Origin of the sequence: Salegentibacter sp. UBA1130 (assembly GCF_002311535.1) — a bacterium.
Classification (GTDB): Bacteria; Bacteroidota; Bacteroidia; order Flavobacteriales; family Flavobacteriaceae; genus Salegentibacter; species Salegentibacter agarivorans.
The window spans coordinates 27,302-45,317 of the sequence record NZ_DCAP01000018.1; the positions used below are offsets into that span (position 1 = coordinate 27,302).

At 37.5% G+C, this 18,016-nt stretch carries 12 protein-coding genes; 10 read left to right on the top strand and 2 right to left on the bottom strand.

The window, feature by feature from the left end; genetic code table 11:
- Nucleotides 1–28: 28 nt before the first annotated feature.
- A complete protein-coding gene (gene nadB / locus B4F31_RS05245) occupies nt 29–1,561 on the bottom strand; it encodes an L-aspartate oxidase (RefSeq protein ID WP_286760781.1) in 1,533 nt (510 codons plus the stop codon).
- Between the two features lie 3 nt (nt 1,562–1,564).
- Nucleotides 1,565–2,509: a quinolinate synthase NadA gene (gene nadA, locus B4F31_RS05250; protein ID WP_286760782.1), complete on the bottom strand. Its 945-nt coding sequence runs from the start codon at nt 2,507–2,509 to the stop codon at nt 1,565–1,567.
- Nucleotides 2,510–2,875: 366 nt separating this feature from the next.
- Between nadA and B4F31_RS05255 the strand changes: the two genes are divergently transcribed.
- The 10 genes from B4F31_RS05255 to B4F31_RS05300 all read left to right on the top strand — a co-directional run bounded on the left by B4F31_RS05255 (nt 2,876) and on the right by B4F31_RS05300 (nt 18,013).
- Nucleotides 2,876–3,841: a DUF438 domain-containing protein gene (locus tag B4F31_RS05255; protein ID WP_075326662.1), complete on the top strand. Its 966-nt coding sequence runs from the start codon at nt 2,876–2,878 to the stop codon at nt 3,839–3,841.
- 165 nt (nt 3,842–4,006) lie between these two features.
- Complete coding sequence (locus tag B4F31_RS05260; RefSeq protein ID WP_286760783.1) at nt 4,007–4,783, top strand: NIPSNAP family protein; 777 nt, start codon at nt 4,007–4,009, stop codon at nt 4,781–4,783.
- A gap of 418 nt (nt 4,784–5,201) precedes the next feature.
- On the top strand, nt 5,202–7,712 hold the full coding sequence (gene nirB, locus B4F31_RS05265) for a nitrite reductase large subunit NirB (protein ID WP_286760784.1): 2,511 nt from the start codon (nt 5,202–5,204) through the stop codon (nt 7,710–7,712).
- Nucleotides 7,713–7,757: 45 nt separating this feature from the next.
- Nucleotides 7,758–8,135: a nitrite reductase small subunit NirD gene (nirD, locus tag B4F31_RS05270; RefSeq protein ID WP_286760785.1), complete on the top strand. Its 378-nt coding sequence runs from the start codon at nt 7,758–7,760 to the stop codon at nt 8,133–8,135.
- 11 nt (nt 8,136–8,146) lie between these two features.
- The gene (locus B4F31_RS05275) at nt 8,147–8,725 is read left to right on the top strand and encodes a DUF4202 domain-containing protein (RefSeq protein WP_286760786.1); all 579 of its coding nucleotides are present in this window, start codon (nt 8,147–8,149) and stop codon (nt 8,723–8,725) included.
- A 3-nt stretch (nt 8,726–8,728) separates the two neighbouring features.
- Entirely contained in the window at nt 8,729–10,546 is a 1,818-nt protein-coding gene (locus tag B4F31_RS05280) for an ATP-binding protein (protein ID WP_286760787.1), read from the top strand.
- Nucleotides 10,547–10,594: 48 nt separating this feature from the next.
- Complete coding sequence (locus B4F31_RS05285; protein ID WP_286760802.1) at nt 10,595–11,263, top strand: response regulator; 669 nt, start codon at nt 10,595–10,597, stop codon at nt 11,261–11,263.
- A 217-nt stretch (nt 11,264–11,480) separates the two neighbouring features.
- Nucleotides 11,481–12,881, top strand: coding sequence for an MFS transporter (locus B4F31_RS05290; protein ID WP_286760788.1), 1,401 nt, complete (start codon nt 11,481–11,483; stop codon nt 12,879–12,881).
- A 114-nt stretch (nt 12,882–12,995) separates the two neighbouring features.
- Nucleotides 12,996–16,520, top strand: a complete 3,525-nt coding sequence (locus B4F31_RS05295; protein WP_286760789.1) for a nitrate reductase — start codon at nt 12,996–12,998, stop codon at nt 16,518–16,520.
- Nucleotides 16,521–16,564: 44 nt separating this feature from the next.
- Complete coding sequence (locus B4F31_RS05300) at nt 16,565–18,013, top strand: rubredoxin (protein ID WP_286760790.1); 1,449 nt, start codon at nt 16,565–16,567, stop codon at nt 18,011–18,013.
- Nucleotides 18,014–18,016 lie beyond the last annotated feature (3 nt).

Sequence of the window (18,016 nt, forward strand, 5' to 3'; positions counted from 1 at the left end):
TTTTTTGAAAATTATGGATAGGTTAATATCAATTAGAAAATTTTTCAGTTTCCTTTTTATAAAAAAACTTACTTCTAATTGCATGTTGAATCACGATGATGGCTGTTTGAATCATATTTTTTAGCTCAAAAAATTCCGGATTACTATTCTTATATAATTTTTCAAGTTTTTCATCTAAAAATTTCAATTTCGAAAATACTCTCTTCTTTTCATTTTCTTCGGAAGTATAAAGCAAATTATAGCTCATGAGTCGATTTAGCTCTTTTTCGAAATTATTTAGAATATCATTTTCTTCTTTGCTTCCATCAATTTGAAAAATCACCTCCTGTTCACATTCCTCTAACGGGATTGAATCCAATTTTTCTACCACATTACCTGCGGCCTGATGAGAGAATACAAGAGCTTCCAGCAAAGAATTTGAAGCCAACCTGTTGGCGCCATGCAAACCGGTGTGTGCACATTCCCCCGAGGCATAAAGTTTATTAATGCTAGTCCTGGCAAATTTATCTACCTGAATTCCACCGCACTGGTAATGAGCGGCCGGCACAATAGGGAGAAGATCTTTTTTAAAATCTATCCCTTCATCCAGGCAATATTGTACAATGGTTGGAAAATGACTTTTGAAAGCTTCTGCTTCAAGGTGTCGGCAATCAAGAAATACCGATTCTTTACCAGATTGTTGCAGCTCTCTCATAATTGCTTCAGAAACTATATCGCGGGTTGCCAGTTCTCCGTTAACATCATATTTAAAAAGGAATCTATTTCCGGCACTGTCAATTACGTATGCTCCAAAACCTCTAACCGCTTCAGAAATAAGGAACAAAGAATGCTGGTTTTTAGTATAAAGGGCTGTGGGGTGAAATTGAATAAAATTCATGTTTGATATTGCTGCGCCCGCTCTGTACGCCATTGCAATTCCGTCTCCTGTTGCAACTGAAGGATTTGTAGTATTTTGAAATATTCTTCCACTTCCGCCGGTGGCCAAAAATGTAACGCGAGAGCTTATGCTTACCACTGCAGCCTTTTGCCTGTCTATCGCCCTTACTCCTATGCAGGTTGTAATAGATTTTTCTTTTTTCAGAATTAAATCGGTCACAAAATAATGATCGCAAAAAATAATATTTGAATAAGATGCTGCTTTTTGAAGCAATTTAGTCTCCATTTCCTTCCCTGTAAGATCCTGGTGATGAACAATTCGTTTTTGTGAATGTCCGCCTTCCAGTCCAAGTTCAAGTTCTCCCAGTTCATTTGCGTCAAAGCTGGTCCCCCAATTAATAAGTTCGTACAATCTCTCCGGAGCCTGAGAAATTACCATTTTTACGACTTCGGGATCATTTATGCCTTTACCGGCTTTCATGGTGTCCTCTATATGTTGCTCAAAACTATCCCTTATTTTATCGAGTACTACCGCAATCCCTCCTTGCGCTTTAGTAGTATTACCAACATCATTATTACTCTTTGTAAGCACGTGAATAATGGCATCAGGTTTTGCTGCAGCTACCTTAATTGCAAATGATAACCCGGCAATTCCTGAACCTATAACTAAAACATCTGTTTTCATAATTTACAGTTCCATCATACGTTTTATTGGTCTGTGAGCAGCTTTCATCAGGCTCTCAGCCAGTACTATTTCGGGCGATTCATCCTTTAAACAGTTGTATAATTTTTGTAGCGTGTTCATTTTCATAAAAGCACATTCACTGCAAGCACAGCTATTATCTTCTTTTGCGGGTGCCGGTATCAAGGTTTTATCAGGTACATCCATTTGCATTTGATAAAGAATTCCTGCCTCTGTAGCTACAATAAAAGTATCCTGCTTACTGGATTTTACGAAATTGAGCATTCCAGAAGTAGACCCTATGTAATTTGCAATTTTAAGAATATGTTCTTCGGATTCCGGATGAGCTATAATTTTAGCCGAAGGATACTTTGCGTACAATTCCAACAATTTATCTATAGAAAAAGCTTCATGAACAATACACGCGCCATCCCAGAGTAACATTTTCCTGCCGGTTTTTTCTATTAAATACCGGCCAAGATTCTTATCGGGTGCAAAAATAATGGGCTTATCTAAAGGAATGGAGTTTATCACTCTTTCGGCATTAGAGGAGGTACAAACCACATCACTCATTGCCTTAATTTCAGCAGAACAATTAATATAAGTGACCACCACGTAATTGGGATATTGATCTTTTAATTGCTGAAAAGCTTCAGGAGGACAACTTTCAGCTAAAGAACAACCCGCGTTAAGATCGGGTAAAAGAACTTTTCTGGACGGATTCAGGATCTTGGCAGTTTCAGCCATAAAATGTACGCCAGCAAAAACAATAATATCAGCATTTGTGGTAGCAGCTTTTTTGGCCAGCTCCAGACTATCTCCGACAAAATCAGCGATCTCCTGGATTTCCGGTTCCTGATAATAATGAGCCAGGATAACGGAATTTTTCGTTTTTTTTAATATTGAAATCTCTTCTTGTAGTGATAATTTATTTTCCGTTAACACACTCATTATGATGGTTTTTAGAGAAAAAAGAATTCAGAAACTTTTGAAAATCTAATCTTCTGAAACTATCAGAAGAATATAATTGAATTAAGCTACCTCCCAGCAAACCCAGGCACTCACCGTAAACGGTTAAGAAATTTGCAAAGTAAACCCCGAAGCATTTAATCTCGATTATAGAGTAAAATTAATAGGATTTTATTCTGCGATTTATGACCCTAATCAGGAAAAAGGAATTTCTTATCATTTCTGAATTTTTCTACAGTGAAAAATTCAGCTATTACAGCTATTTATACAAATTTCTGCAATGTGATTGCGATCATAAATTTGTGTATGCCTTAAAATCTTTCTTTGTAAAAATTAAATTTTACAAAAATGAATGATACGATTGATACTTCTAAACTCGCTGCAGGACACCCGGTAAGTGTATATTTTCAGGAAAAAGAATTGATAAAATTACTTACTGAAGAATTAAAAAATACAAATCCCACGGCTGAATATCAAAAGTTCTATAATATTTTCAATCAGTTGCAATCTATAGAAAGACGTTTTGAGAGAAAAGAGAACCAACTATTTCCTTTCCTGGAACAAAAAGGATGGAACGGCCCATCACAGGGAATGTGGTCTTTTCACGACACTTTAAGAGAGCAGTTTAGATTATTGCGAAAAAAAATTGAAGCAAGGGAAATAGAAGAAATAGATCAGGACGTACAATATCTTATCAGCGGAATTTTTAGATTGTTATTAATTGAAGAAACAACATTATTTCCAAACGCTCTAAAAATACTAACGGAAGAAGATTGGACCAAAGTACGTGCGGGCGAAGAAGAAATAGGTTGGATGCTACCGCAGATTCCACCAGCCTTTCCTAATAAGGAATATATACATCCCAGCCAGGATTTCACCAAAAGAGAGCTTTCATTTTCGCTAGAGAATACCGCCCATTACGATGAAGGTTATATGACGGTAGAACAGGTAAACCTGCTTCTTAAAACTATGCCGTTAGACCTTACTTATGTAGATGAGAATGATAAAGTGATATTTTACAATCGTGGAGAAGAACGTGTATTTCCCAGAAGTGCGGGTATTATTGGCCGTGAAGTAAAATTTTGTCATCCTCCAAAAAGTGTAGGTACTGTTTTAAAAATTTTGGAAGAATTTAGAAAAGGAACTAAAAGTGAATCATCTTTCTGGATTAATTTTAAAGGTCGACTTATCTACATCAGGTATTTTGCTGTTCGTGATGCTCAGAAAAATTATAAAGGTGTAATTGAAATGTCTCAGGATATTACAGATATTAAGAATATAGAAGGGGAAAAACGCCTATTGGATTGGGATTAAAAATTAGGTAATTACCAAGTGATTAAAAGAATACCCAGGAAGAAACTCGAAAACAATAAGCTTATGCCTGTGTATTAGGAAACAAGATAGCAGCCGCTTTTTTTGATAATTTTAAAAACCTTTACTTTGCTAAAATCCATTTCCTGACTTTTTAAATATATCATTATGAAATATTCTTCCAATTTTAAAACTTTACTTCCCCTGTTCCTTTTAATTATCGCTCCTTTGGTGAACCAGGCTCAAGAACAGGAATATTATGAACTCAAGGTTTATGAATTTGAAAACTACGATCAGGTAGAAAAGACCGAAGATTACGTTCAAAACGCACTACTCCCCGGCCTAAAGGATTTAGGAGTGGAAAATATTGGCGTTTTCAAACCAAAGGCCGACAGCCTAGATAAACTGTATGTGCTGATTCCTTATACTTCTTTAGAGGAATTTGCGTCAAAAAATAAAGACTTTCAAGATTCAGAAATTTTTCAGCAAAAGGGCGGTGAAGATATATCGGGATCAAATGATAATCCCCCTTATAAAAGAATGAGTACCATTCTGCTCAAAGCCTTTAAAGATATGCCGGTAATGAAACCTTCAGCCATAGAGGGACCAAAAGAAGACCGGGTTTATGAACTAAGAAGTTATCAGTCTTCAACCGAAGCTTTGCTCAAGAATAAAATAAAAATGTTTAATGAAGGAGGGGAAATAAAACTTTTCGATGAATTGGGTTTTAATGCTGTTTTTTATGGTGAAGTTATAGCAGGACCCGATATGCCAAATCTAATGTACCTCACAACATTTAGTGACCAAACTTCAAGAAATGAGCACTGGGAAAGCTTTGGCAACTCTCCTGTATGGAAGAAAATGGAAGCTATACCCGAATACCAGGGCAACGTGTCTAAAATAGATATTCACTATTTATATCCTACCGAATATTCCGATTATTAGTAAAAAGATCATAGTACAGGGAGTAACACATCAACCCTGGATGACTTAAAATATTTTTTTGAATGAGCCCGGTATTTTACCAAGCTCATTTTTTTATAGTTCTTTCTCTATCAAAAAATAAGTAAACTCCCTCGAAACAAGTTCACGAAGCATTTATAGTGAAGCATTTAAATCTCAATTCTCAGTTAAACTATTAGCCAATTCCAAAAGATTCATTTAAAAAAATGGGCAATGATAGAAATACTAAGCCACTACCAAATAATTAGATTTCAGGAAAACCCATAATAAACTTCAAATAATACCGATTTTTTATTTATAAGCTTCTATTTTTCACAATACCATTTTTCTACGAAGAAAACTCATTTCAATACGTATTAATACGTATTTTTACTTAAATTTGAATTAAACTTACGTAGTTATGAAGAAAATAGTTGTAGTAGGAAACGGGATGGTTGGTTATAAATTTTGTGAAAAACTGGTAGCCAGATCTGATAGAGAAAACTATCAAATAGAGGTGTTTGGGGAAGAACCGAGTCCGGCTTACGATCGTGTTCACCTTAGCGAATATTTTTCTGAGAAAGGAAAAGATGAATTACTTCTGGCGTCCACAAGCTGGTATAAAGATCATGGAATTAAACTACGTACTTCTTCGCTTATTTCAGAAATTAATACCAAAGAAAAGGAAGTTATCACCTATAAAGGCGAAAAAATAAGCTACGATTATCTTGTACTTGCCACGGGTTCTTCTCCATTTATTCCGCCTATAAAAGGTTCAGAAAAAGCCGGGGTTTTTGTGTATCGTACTACAGAAGATCTAGATGCAATAAAAACCTATGCAAAAAAACTTCAGAAAAGCAATAAATCTAAAGCCACCGTATTAGGCGGCGGACTTTTAGGCCTGGAAGCGGCAAATGCAGCCAAAGAACTTGGTCTTGAAACCAGCGTGGTAGAATTTGCACCCCGTTTAATGCCAAGACAATTAGACGAAGCTGGTAGTAATACCCTTATTCGTAAAATAGAAAGTTTAGGTATAAAAATTTTAACCAATAAAGCTACTTCAGAAATTAGCGGTAAAGATGAAATTGATGCACTTACGTTTTCCGATGGCTCCAGGCACGACACACACATGCTTATTATTTCTGCCGGAATTAGGCCCCGGGATGAACTTGCAAAATCTGGAGGACTTAAAACTGGCGAGCGCGGGGGCATATTTGTTAATAATAGGATGGAAACTTCGGCAAAAAACGTTTATGCCATTGGGGAAGCTGCGCTTTATAATAATGCTATCTACGGTCTTGTTGCCCCGGGATATAATATGGCCGAGGTTGCCGTTTCTCAAATTTGCGGGGGCGATAAAACTATGGCAGCTCATATAGATATGTCTACCCAGCTAAAATTAATTGGCACCGATGTAGCCAGTTTTGGCGATCCGTTTATTGAAAATGAAGAAGTTTCTGCTATTACGTATGAAAACAAACAAAGTGGAATTTACAAACGTATCAACGTAACCCGTGATGGCACAAAACTGCTTGGTGGAATTTTAGTTGGCGATGCTTCAGATTATCAGAATCTATTTCAGATATACATCAACGCAATGAAACTCCCCGATAACCCAGAGGATCTAATTTTGGGAACTCGCGGGGGCGAAAACTCAAGCCTTGGTTCGGTAACCGAGTTACCAGATTCTGCACAAATTTGCTCCTGCGAAGCTATTTCAAAAGGAGATATTTGTAAACCGCTGGAAGCTGGAGAATGCTGCTCTATGGAAGATGTGGTGGGCAAAACAAAAGCATCTACAGGCTGTGGCGGTTGCAAACCTATGGTAACAGATCTCTTTAATGCTACCATGAAATCCCTTGGAAAAGAAGTAAAAGAGGTGATTTGTGAACATTTTGATTTTAACCGACAGGAACTTTTTGATTTGGTAAAGATCAATAAAGTCAAAGATTTTGATGAAGCACTAAATCTTTTTGGAAGAGGACATGGTTGCGAAAAATGTAAGCCGGTTCTGGCTTCAATTTTTGCGAGTATTACTATGGAAACTGCCAATAAACAAGTGACTATCCAGGATAGTAATGATAAATTTTTAGCCAATATTCAGCGAAATGGAACCTATTCTATAGTTCCACGGATTCCGGGCGGAGAAATTACACCCGATAAATTAATGACTATAGGCGCCGTAGCCAAGAAATTTGACCTTTACACAAAAATTACCGGTGGGCAACGAATAGATCTTTTTGGCGCCGAATTGCATCAACTGCCTGAAATATGGAAAGAATTAATTGATGCCGGTTTTGAGAGCGGCCACGCCTACGGAAAATCGCTAAGAACCGTTAAAAGCTGTGTAGGTTCTACCTGGTGTCGCTTTGGGATGCATGAAAGCGTAAGTTTCGCCATTCAAATTGAAGAACGCTATCGCGGTTTACGTTCTCCTCATAAATTAAAAGGTGGTGTTTCGGGCTGTATTAGGGAATGTGCTGAAGCTCGCGGAAAAGATTTTGGAATCATTGCTGTAGAATCTGGTTGGAATTTATACGTATGCGGAAATGGAGGCGCCACCCCAAAACACGCAATTTTACTCGCTGAAGGTTTAGACGATGAAACCACTATAAAATACCTTGATAGATTTTTGATGTATTATATACGTACCGCCGCGCCACTTATGCGAACTGCGCCCTGGTTGGAGAAATTAGACGGTGGAATTGCACATCTCAAAAAAGTAGTAGTTGAAGATTCTTTAGGAATTGCCGAAGATCTTGAAAAAGAAATGCAGAGTCTAATAACCAATTACGAATGCGAATGGAAGCAGGCAATTGAAGATCCTGAAATGATGAAGCGTTTTAAACACTTTGTCAATTCAGATGAAGGTGATGATAATATTAGTTATGTCCCGCTTCGAGACCAAAAAATGCCTAAGGCCTGGACTTAAATTTTCCTTTTTTAAATCAACTTCTAATTTCAAACTATAAAAGCAATGCAAGAATTATTAGCTCAGTATCAAAGTGTATCTGAACCAGAAGTGCTCAAATGGGTGAATGTGGGGAAAGCCAAAGATTTTCCCGAAAATGGCGGAGCCTGTATAAAATATAAAAACAAGCAAATTGCGGTGTTTAATTTTGCCCGGGAATCCAAATGGTATGCCTGCCAAAATCTTTGTCCGCATAAATTGGAAATGGTTCTTTCTCGTGGAATGATAGGCGATAAAGAGGGAATTCCCAAAGTGGCCTGCCCTATGCACAAAAAAACATTTTCCTTAAAAAACGGGAATAATCTTAATGGTGAAGATTACAAAATTGCAGTCTATCCGGTAAAAATTGAAGCAGAAAATGTCTATATTGGTTTTATAGATTAAGATACCTCCCAATGAGTAAATTCCAGGAAGCCATACAACGTATAGACAATAAAAATGCTCAAGATCCTAATTTGGAAATAGCAAACGGAAAAGAATTTCCGAAAGAATTATTGTATTCACAACGAATGACAGATAAGTTATTGGATTTTTATCCGCAGGCTTCCGAAGAATTACAAATTGCAGTACGTGCGCAGCATATTTGTCGGTGGACAGTTCCACGAGACACCTATCCAAAAAATAGAATTGGATATTTAAAATGGCGCGAAGGTCTTAAAAAAACCCACGCTAAAATTACAGATGAAATTTTGGAAGAAGTGGGTTATGATAAAGATTTTCGGGATCGGGTTTCATTTTTAATCAAGAAAAAGCAGATTAAAAAAGACAAAGGTTCTCAAATTATGGAAGATGTGGTGTGCCTGGTTTTTCTTGAACATTATTTTGAAAATTTTGCGGCAAAACATAATGATGATAAAATAATAGACATTGTAAAGAAAACCTGGGCTAAAATGTCTCCTGAAGGGCATAAAGCCGCCCTAAAACTTCCGCTTTCTGCACATAGTGAAACTTTAATACAAGAAGCTTTAAAATAAATAATGGCGTCACATAGCTCTCTAGACCAACATACCTTTATAAAACTTAAAAAGCTATACATTCTGGCCCTAACAGCCATTGCGCTTTCGGTAATTATAAGTCAGTTATTTATCGGGAAATTCCTTGAAGAACAGGAAGGAGATTCTAAACTTATCAATATCTCGGGGCGCCAAAGAATGTTGAGCCAAAAGCTCACGAAAGAGAGCCTTTTACTCCTTGAAACCGAAAGCATAAACAAGCGTAAAAAAATTGCACAAAACCTCGAAGAAAGTCTTACTCGCTGGACGCATTCTCATGAAGTTTTAAAACGTGGTAGCGACAGTTTAAATATCGCTTCAGCACAGAGTGATGAAATTGAAGAAAAATTCAGTGAAATTCAGCCTTATTATGAGAGAATTAGGGCAGCATCGCAAAATTTACTGCTGAAAATAGATGAAAATCCGGGACGTCCTGGAGAAGATTTTTCAGCTGAAACTACTGAAATCAAAGAAAATGAGGAGGATTTTCTTGGTCTTATGGATGCTATAGTAAACCAATATGATGAAGAAGCACAAACCCGGGTGGAACAATTGCAAAACCTGGAATTATTTTTAACAATTATTACGCTTTCAATTTTATTACTTGAATTTTTCTTCATCTTCTTACCAACAGCTAAAGGGGTTAAAAACAATATTAAAAACCTGATGCACGCTGAATCCCGGGCCGTAAAAATGGCGCGTGATGCTGATGCCATAAGCGAAGCTCGTGAAAAATCGGTAAAAGAATTACGTGCACTTGGGCAGGCAATGGATCAAATTTTAATTTTTGCCCGAATTACCCCAAACGGCGATGTTTTACATATAGGCGATCGGTTTTCGAAGCTATTTCAGTATAAAAAATTTAATATGAAGACTAAATTCTCCGAAATTTTATCACCTAAAGAAAATGAACAACTCAATATTGAAAAACTCATTTCAGCTCATAAAAAATCTGGCTGGCAGGGAGAAGTAAAAGCTACTACCAAAAACAAAAAAGATATTTGGCTTGAATTATCTATCGTTCCTTTTCAACCCGAAAAAGATAAAACCGAACTTACCATTATTGGCGTAGATATCACCAAAAATAAAGAAGCCCAGCTAAAAATTGAAGAACTTACGAGAAAGAGTTACGAAGAAAAAATGCGGCAACAGGGTTTAATTGCTAAAAAAATCATTGAAAACCAGGAAAACGAGCAGAACCGAATTGCAAAAGATATTCACGACGGAATTGGCCAAATGCTAACCGGACTTAAATATAACCTTGAAAGCATAGATTTTAAATATCCCGAAAAAGCCGAAAGCAAAATTGAAAGTTTAAAGGAATTAAGTACAAGAATTATTCAGGGAGTTCGCGCTGCTACTTTCAACCTCACCCCACCGGAACTCACAGACCATGGAATAGTACCGGCGCTTCAAAAACTCACCGAAGAGCTCTCAAAACTAACCGGGAAAAATATTATTCTATTCAATAAAACCGGTTTTTCACAGCGCCTGGGAAATATTACTGAAATTAACCTTTATCGCATTACTCAGGAAGCCGTAAATAATGCCATAAAATATGCCGAATCTACCCATATTATTGTAAGTGTAAGCCATAGCAAAGAAATTTTAAGTATTAGTATTGAGGATAATGGTAAAGGTTTTGATCCAGAAAGTATTGCTTCAGAAAAAAGCGGCAATCGTGGGATGGGACTTACTTTTATGAAAGAACGTGTAAAATTTATAGACAGCCGATTGTTTATTAATTCCTCTCCCGGGGAAGGCACACGGGTAACGCTGAATCTTCCCCTAAAACAAGATTAGACTTCTATTTAAAAATGCGTATTTTCGTACGTATAAAACACAAATATGATGGGTAATACCAAAATTATTTTAGCCGATGATCACGAACTGGTACGCGATGGTATTATTGCCTTACTGGAAAATGAAGAAAACCTAAGTGTGGTGAATGAAGCAGCGAATGGTAAAAAAGCCCTTGAAATTATTGAGAAAGAGGCTCCCGATTTACTAATCGTTGATATTAGAATGCCCGAGCTAAACGGGATTGAAGTAGTGAAAAGAGTAAAAAAAGATTTTCCTGAAGTAAAAACATTGGTTCTTTCCATGCACGATTCTACCGAATACGTAGTACAATGCGTAGAAGCCGGCGCAGATGGTTATTTACTTAAAGGCTCCAGCAAAGAAGAATTTCTTAAAGCCATTAATAAGATTGCCGACGGTGGAAAATATTTTAGTGGCGATATTTCTGCAATAATTGTGAACAATTTTGTGAATGGAAATTCGGAAAAGCCTTTAGACACAAGTTCCCAAAAACAGGATCCTGCACTTAATATTCTCACTAAAAGAGAGAAACAAATCCTGGAACTTATTTTAGAAGGAAAAAATAACCAAGAAATTGGCGATGAGCTTAAAATAAGTAAACGAACTGCAGAAGCTCACCGCTTTAATTTGATGAAAAAATTAGAAGTAAAAAACCTTATGGAACTTACTCATAAATCCAGGGAGCTAAAATTAATTTAAGGAAATTCCCCTCTCCAAATAATTATCCCGAAATTTAAACTTCTTTACTGTTCTCACCTCCAGGAACACTTCTATTACCTGAAGATTAATATTTTAAACATCCTATTTTTAAAAATTTATAATTCTAAAGGCTCTATTTTTTAATTTTCGTATTAATTCATCTTAACTTATTTTTTTAAGTATTTATACTTATTTTTAAATCATAAAACTAAGTATTATGAATGATGTGATCACTGGTAAAGCAACAAAATTAGATTTAAGAAATTTAAAAAGTATTCCAATAAGAACCTTTTGGATTTCGGCATTTGCCTTTTTTATCTGTTTTTTTTCCTGGTTTGGAATAGTGCCTTTTATGCCCCAGGTAGAAAAAGATTTAGGCCTTAGCCCATCCCAAAAATGGAATGCTATTATTCTCGCGGTATCGGGAACAGTCTTTGCCCGCCTGTTAATTGGTAAGTTATGTGATAAATACGGGCCCAGGCTCTGCTATACCTGGTTATTAATGTTGGGAGCCATTCCCACCATACTCTGCGGCCTGGTTCAAACGCCATTTCAATTTCAACTTTGTCGCTTATTTATGGGGTTCATTGGAGCTTCATTTGTAATTACACAAGTGCATACTTCCTTAATGTTCGCCTCTAATGTAGTGGGGACTGCCAATGCTACTTCTGCCGGTTGGGGCAACCTGGGTGGTGGTGCAAACAGGTTGGGAATGCCTTTAATTGCAGCTGCACTCGTTGCTTTTGGAGTGGCAGAAGCCGAAGTTTGGCGGTATGCCATGATCGTTGCAGGGCTGGCATGTTTCAGTATGGGCTTTGTTTATTATTTCTTTACCCAGGACACCCCAGAAGGAAATTTTTCAGCCCTAAAAAAATCGGGAAAAAGAATTCCCGTTAAGAAAGATCAAAATGGCTTTTTAACCGCTATTAAGGATTATCGCGTCTGGATACTCTTTGTAGTTTACGGTGTGTGTTTTGGTATTGAGCTTACGGTTTACGGTACCATGGACAGTTATTTACAAGATACCTTTAACCTTGAACGGGTAACGGCCGGAAACATTATTTTAGGCTTTGCACTTATGAATCTTTTTGCCAGGACCCTGGGCGGATATTTTGGCGATAAATCGGGAGAAAAAGGCGGATTAAAAGGCCGGGTATTTTTTCTCACCCTAATTCTAATTGCTGAAGGTATTATACTTTCGTTATTCTCCATGGCCGGTAGCCTTATTATAGCCATTGTTCTCCTTACTGCATTCAGTTTAGCGGTGCAAATGGCTGAGGGCGCTACTTTCGCCGTGGTGCCTTTTATTAATAAAAAAGCTATAGGTTCAATTTCTGGAATCGTAGGGGCCGGCGGAAATGTAGGAGCATTTTTCGCAGCTTTATTCCTAAAAATTAAATCGGTTGCTGCCGAAGAAGCAGCAATTGCTGCTAACGAAGGCCGAAATAATGAAATTGTTGAAGCAGCAAGGGCTTCGGCATCTTCAGCAGCCATTTCAGACGCATTTCTTTGGATTGGTTTTAGTATCCTGGCCGCAGGTCTTATTAGTTTAGCCATTCGGTTTTCTAAGGAAGATGAAAAAGAAGCTGCATTAGAATTAAGGCATCAAAACGCTTAAAAATCCTATAATAATCACCTCTGTTTTATAAGGATTTAGCAGAAATAATCCATTCTTTTAATAAATTATAAGCGCTTAGTAACCAGCGTTTAAGTATATTTTGTCGCTGAGTTTATGAAAAAAATACAAAAAGAAGAATTTAAAACCACCTGCTCTTATTGCGGCGTAGGCTGTGGTATTATAGCCCAAAAAAGCTTCGATAATAAAATTACGGTTAAAGGTGATAAAGACCATCCCGTAAACCGCGGAATGCTTTGTTCTAAAGGGATGAACCTTGATTATGTTGCGAACAATGTTTCTGACAGGATTATGCATCCCGAAATGCGTTGGAGCAAATCCCATCCACGCGAACGGGTAAGCTGGGACACGGGCCTTGATCGCGCTGCCCGCGTTTTCAAAACCCTTATCCAAAAATATGGACCTGATAGTGTGGGATTCTACGTTTCGGGACAATGCTTAACTGAAGAGTATTATATAGCCAATAAACTCACTAAAGGTTTTCTGGGTACAAATAATATTGATACCAATTCCCGTTTATGTATGAGCTCGGCGGTAGTAGCTTATAAAAAAACATTCGGGGAAGATTCAGTGCCGATTTCTTATGATGATATTGAACTGGCCGATTGTTTTTTAATCGCCGGTGCAAACCCTGCCTGGTGCCATCCTATTCTCTTTCGAAGACTTGAAAAGCATAAAGAAGAAAACCCCGATGAAGTGAAAGTGATTGTGGTAGACCCACGTAGAACCGATTCTGCACGTTTCGCGGACCTTCACTTACAACTTATACCCGGCACAGATATTATTCTGTTTAATGCCATTGGCCGCCGCTTAATTGAAAGAGGTTATATCGATAAAAAATTTATAAAAACGCATACTGAAAATTTCCCGGATTATAAAAAACAGGCCTATTCCCTTTCTCTTAAAAAAGCAGCTCAAGAATGTGGCGTTCCTGTGGAAGAAATTAAAGAAGCAGCTGAAATGATAGGTCGCTCTAAAGGCTTTATTAGTATGTGGGCTATGGGGCTTAATCAAAGTTCTGTGGGAACCGATAAAAATTTTGCACTGCTTAACCTTTCTCTTATATCCGGAAAAGTTGGAAAACCCGGTAATGGCCCTTTTTCTCTTACAGGGCAACCTAATGCCATGGGTGGCCGGGAAGTTGGTGGAATGGCGAGTTTATTAGCAGTTCATAAAAATTTAAATAATCCTGATCACAGGCAGGAAGTGGCTGATTTTTGGGGAGTTGATGAAATTTCAGAAAAACCGGGATATACAGCAACTGAAATGTTTGATGCCCTGGAAAACGGAAAATTAAAAGCGGTTTGGATTGCCTGTACAAATCCTATGGTAAGCCTGCCCGATGTTCGCAAAGCTGAAGCAGCACTAAAAAAAGCCAAATTTGTGGTGGTTCAGGAAATTTCACATAAGTCTGACACCCTGGAATATGCCGATTTAGTATTACCTGCCGCGGGCTGGATGGAGAAAGAAGGCACAATGACCAATTCTGAAAGACGAATTTCTTATCTACCAAAGGCCCTCACCCCACCCGGAGAAGCCCGCGCCGATGTGGAAATTTTTTGTGATTTCGCGCAAAGGATGGGCTTTTCTGAATTTAACTATAATTCCACAGAAGAAATTTACGCGGAATATTGCGAAATGACTAAAGGTACCAATATTGATATTTCCCATCTTAATTATGATCGTCTCAAAAACGAAGGGAGTCTTCAATGGCCAGTACCTGAATATCGCCATCCCGGCACTAAGAGGCTATTTGAAGACCACCAATTTTACACAGCATCTAAAAAAGCGATTTTTAATATTCCCGCTTCAATTAATAACACCTCTACACAACCAGATGAAGAATTCCCATTAATCCTTACAACGGGAAGAGTTCGGGATCAATGGCATAGTATGACCAAAACCGGAAAGGTTTCCCGACTTAGAACCCATTATTCTTCCCCGGTATTAGAGATAAATCCGGTAGATGGGATTAAGAATTTTATCAAAAATGGCGAGGTCGTGGAAGTAGAAAGTGAGAATGGAAATGTTAGGCTACGCGCAAAAATCACTAAAGACGTAAGACCTGGCGTTTTGTTTTTACCAATGCATTGGGGTAAACAATTACAAAGTGACCTTAACCGGGCGAATAACCTTACTTTTAATCACGTTGATCCGCAATCAAAAGAACCCGATTTCAAATTTACCAGGGTTTCGGTTTCAAAATATAAAAAACCGGTAGAAAAAATAATAATTATCGGTGCAGGAGCGGCAGCATTCAGGTTTGTTCAAAATTATCGGTATCATAATAGTGATGATGAGTTGTACATATTTTCTGAAGAAGCACATCCGTTTTACAATCGTGTTTTACTACCTGAATATGTGACGGAAGAACTCAGCTGGGAAAAACTTTTAAAAATTAAGGAAGTTGAATTGGGAAAATTAAATCTTCAACTTCATAAAGCCTGTTCTATTTCTAAAATAGATAAAAACGAAAAATCGGTAACAGACCACCGGGGGAATAAACATCATTTTGATAAATTGATTATTGCTACAGGTAGTAGGGCATTTGTTCCAAAAGATGCTCAGCTGGATTCACCGGGAAGATTTACCATGAGAAGTAAAGCAGATGCCGATGATTTTAAAACCTATCTGGAAAATACCGGTTTACCACCAGAGGAACAACATGTGGTGATTGTGGGCGGTGGCTTGCTTGGGTTAGAGCTCGCGGCTGCATTGCAAAAAGAGCATGTAAATATTACCATAGTACAACGTTCATCCCGCCTTATGGAGCGTCAGCTTGATATACTCTCTAGCAGGCTCCTGGCCAGGGACGTCCAGGAACGTGGAATTAATATTTATTTTGATAACGAAGTAAGTACTGTTTTTGATGATAAAGAAAATCCCGGAGAATTAACTATTAGTCTCAAAAGTGGGAAAATCCTTAATGCACACGCCATTGCCTATGCCATTGGCACACGGCCAAATATTGAAATTGCTAAGGAAAGCGGGCTCACTTGTGGGAGAGGTGTAAAAGTAAATGAGCATTTACAAACCTCTAATCCAGATATATTTGCTATTGGTGAAATTGCTGAGTATAAAGGCCAACTATTTGGGATCACTTCTGCTGCCGAAGAGCAAGCCGAGGTTCTTTCTAACTTTTTAGCTGGCGATGTTGGCAGTATTTACAGGGGCTCGATACTAATGAATATCCTGAAATTTAAAAACCTGGACCTCTGTAGTGTGGGAGATATAAATGTCCACGAGAACGACCCTGCTTACGAGGAAATTGTATTTACCGATGTTAGTAAGCGATATTATAAAAAATGCATTGTAAAAAATGACCTACTCGTTGGCGCTATTTTAATGGGTGATAAAAATGAATTTGCTCAATTTAAAACGCTTATTGAAAGTAAAATGGAATTGGCAGATAAGCGCGATACTCTATTACGTGGTTCAGGAAACAGTAAACCGGTAAAGGGAAAACTGGTTTGCTCCTGCAGCCAGGTTGGTGCCGGAAACTTACAGGAAGCCATTAAAAATGGAAATAAAGATTTTACAACACTTTGCAAAGAAACCGGTGCCGGTTTAGGCTGCGGAAGTTGTAAAACCGAGGTTAGGGAACTTTTGGTGGCCGGGTAGTTTTCGCTTAGCTCTGGCTTCAGTTTAAATAAATTAGAATATTTATGAAAAAATCATTCTCAAGAATAATTATAAAAGGAGGAGTTTTATCACCTGCAGAATTAAAGGAAATTGTAGAATTGGCTGAGGCATCGGGTTCAGATTCTATTTCGCTGGGATCCCGCCAGGATATTTTGATTACCAAAGATGTTGAGGTTGAAAATTTTTCTGCTGAAAATAAATATCAAATAATCCCGCCAAAAACTGAGGGAGCTGAAAATATAGTTTCTTCTTATGTAGCTGCAGACATTTTTTCGGGAACACATTGGCTTACCGGTGACCGGTATTTATATGTGCTGGAACAATTTAGAAATCCACCCAATTTAAAAGTAAATATTACAGATCCCAAACAACGCCTGGTTCCCTTATTTACCGGTCATCTAAATTTTATTGCATCAGAACACGAAGATTATTGGCACCTGTACATTAGGCTACCAGAATGGACAAAAATGCAGGTATATCCTGCGCTTATTTATACCTGGGACGTGGGAGAAATTGTGTATGGAATTGAAGAATTGCTTCAGGAAGAACCAGAGGAGGTTGAAATGATCTTCAATTTGTTAAGTGATTCCCTTGAAACCAATAATAGAACAATTGATAAATCTCTTGAAATCCCATATCAACCTTTTCCGTATTACGAGGGAATGAATAAGATTGGAATGGATAGTTATTGGCTGGGACTATATTGGCGAAATAATAAATATTACACCAGTTTCCTCAAAGAAATGTGTGATTTATGTGCTGAGTCTAAAATTGGAAAAATATCAATTACTCCCTGGAAATCTTTGATTGTAAAAGGAATCCCAATAAACACCAAACTTGAATGGGAGAAATTTCTGGGAAAAAACGGAATTAATGTGAGGCATTCTATGTTAGAGCTAAACTGGCATATTCCGGTAGATAACGAAGAAGCCGCAAACCTAAAAAAATACCTGGTTTCAAATTTTGATCAAAAGGATATTAGCACCTATGGATTGACTTTCGGGATTTTTGATTCAACCAAAAAAAGCAACTATTTTACTGCTGTGGTAATTGAAAAAAATCAAGCACCAGAAATTCTAAATGAGATTGGAGTACGGGACACCTACAATTTACTTTATGCTCAAAATTTTGATCCTAATACCCATAATTATGTGATTCATGTTCAGGATGTAGACAAAATTGAATTACCCGGTTTGCTCATAGAATTGAGTAAAATGTACTTTAGCCAATTGGGTGAGAAAGAAGAAAAGGCCAGAAATATACCAGAATCAAAACCAGAGAAAGAGAAATTGAAAAAAGAAATCTGGCAATGTGCGGCCTGTCTCAGTATTTACGAAGCAAAGTTTGGTGATATTACTCAGGAAATACCAGCCGGCACCAGCTTTGATCAACTTCCTGAAACCTACGTTTGTTCACTTTGTGAAGCTCCAAAGTCAGCATTTGAAAAACGTATCCAGGAAAAGCTTAGTTAAATA

Excerpts from the sequence above, each read along its gene's own strand:
- nadB (WP_286760781.1), bottom strand. The coding sequence starts at position 1,561 with ATGAAAACAGATGTTTTAGTTATAGGTTCAGGAATTGCCGGGTTATCA.
- nadA (WP_286760782.1), bottom strand. The coding sequence starts at position 2,509 with ATGAGTGTGTTAACGGAAAATAAATTATCACTACAAGAAGAGATTTCA.
- B4F31_RS05255 (WP_075326662.1), top strand. The coding sequence starts at position 2,876 with ATGAATGATACGATTGATACTTCTAAACTCGCTGCAGGACACCCGGTA.
- B4F31_RS05260 (WP_286760783.1), top strand. The coding sequence starts at position 4,007 with ATGAAATATTCTTCCAATTTTAAAACTTTACTTCCCCTGTTCCTTTTA.
- nirB (WP_286760784.1), top strand. The coding sequence starts at position 5,202 with ATGAAGAAAATAGTTGTAGTAGGAAACGGGATGGTTGGTTATAAATTT.
- nirD (WP_286760785.1), top strand. The coding sequence starts at position 7,758 with ATGCAAGAATTATTAGCTCAGTATCAAAGTGTATCTGAACCAGAAGTG.
- B4F31_RS05275 (WP_286760786.1), top strand. The coding sequence starts at position 8,147 with ATGAGTAAATTCCAGGAAGCCATACAACGTATAGACAATAAAAATGCT.
- B4F31_RS05280 (WP_286760787.1), top strand. The coding sequence starts at position 8,729 with ATGGCGTCACATAGCTCTCTAGACCAACATACCTTTATAAAACTTAAA.
- B4F31_RS05285 (WP_286760802.1), top strand. The coding sequence starts at position 10,595 with ATGGGTAATACCAAAATTATTTTAGCCGATGATCACGAACTGGTACGC.
- B4F31_RS05290 (WP_286760788.1), top strand. The coding sequence starts at position 11,481 with ATGAATGATGTGATCACTGGTAAAGCAACAAAATTAGATTTAAGAAAT.
- B4F31_RS05295 (WP_286760789.1), top strand. The coding sequence starts at position 12,996 with ATGAAAAAAATACAAAAAGAAGAATTTAAAACCACCTGCTCTTATTGC.
- B4F31_RS05300 (WP_286760790.1), top strand. The coding sequence starts at position 16,565 with ATGAAAAAATCATTCTCAAGAATAATTATAAAAGGAGGAGTTTTATCA.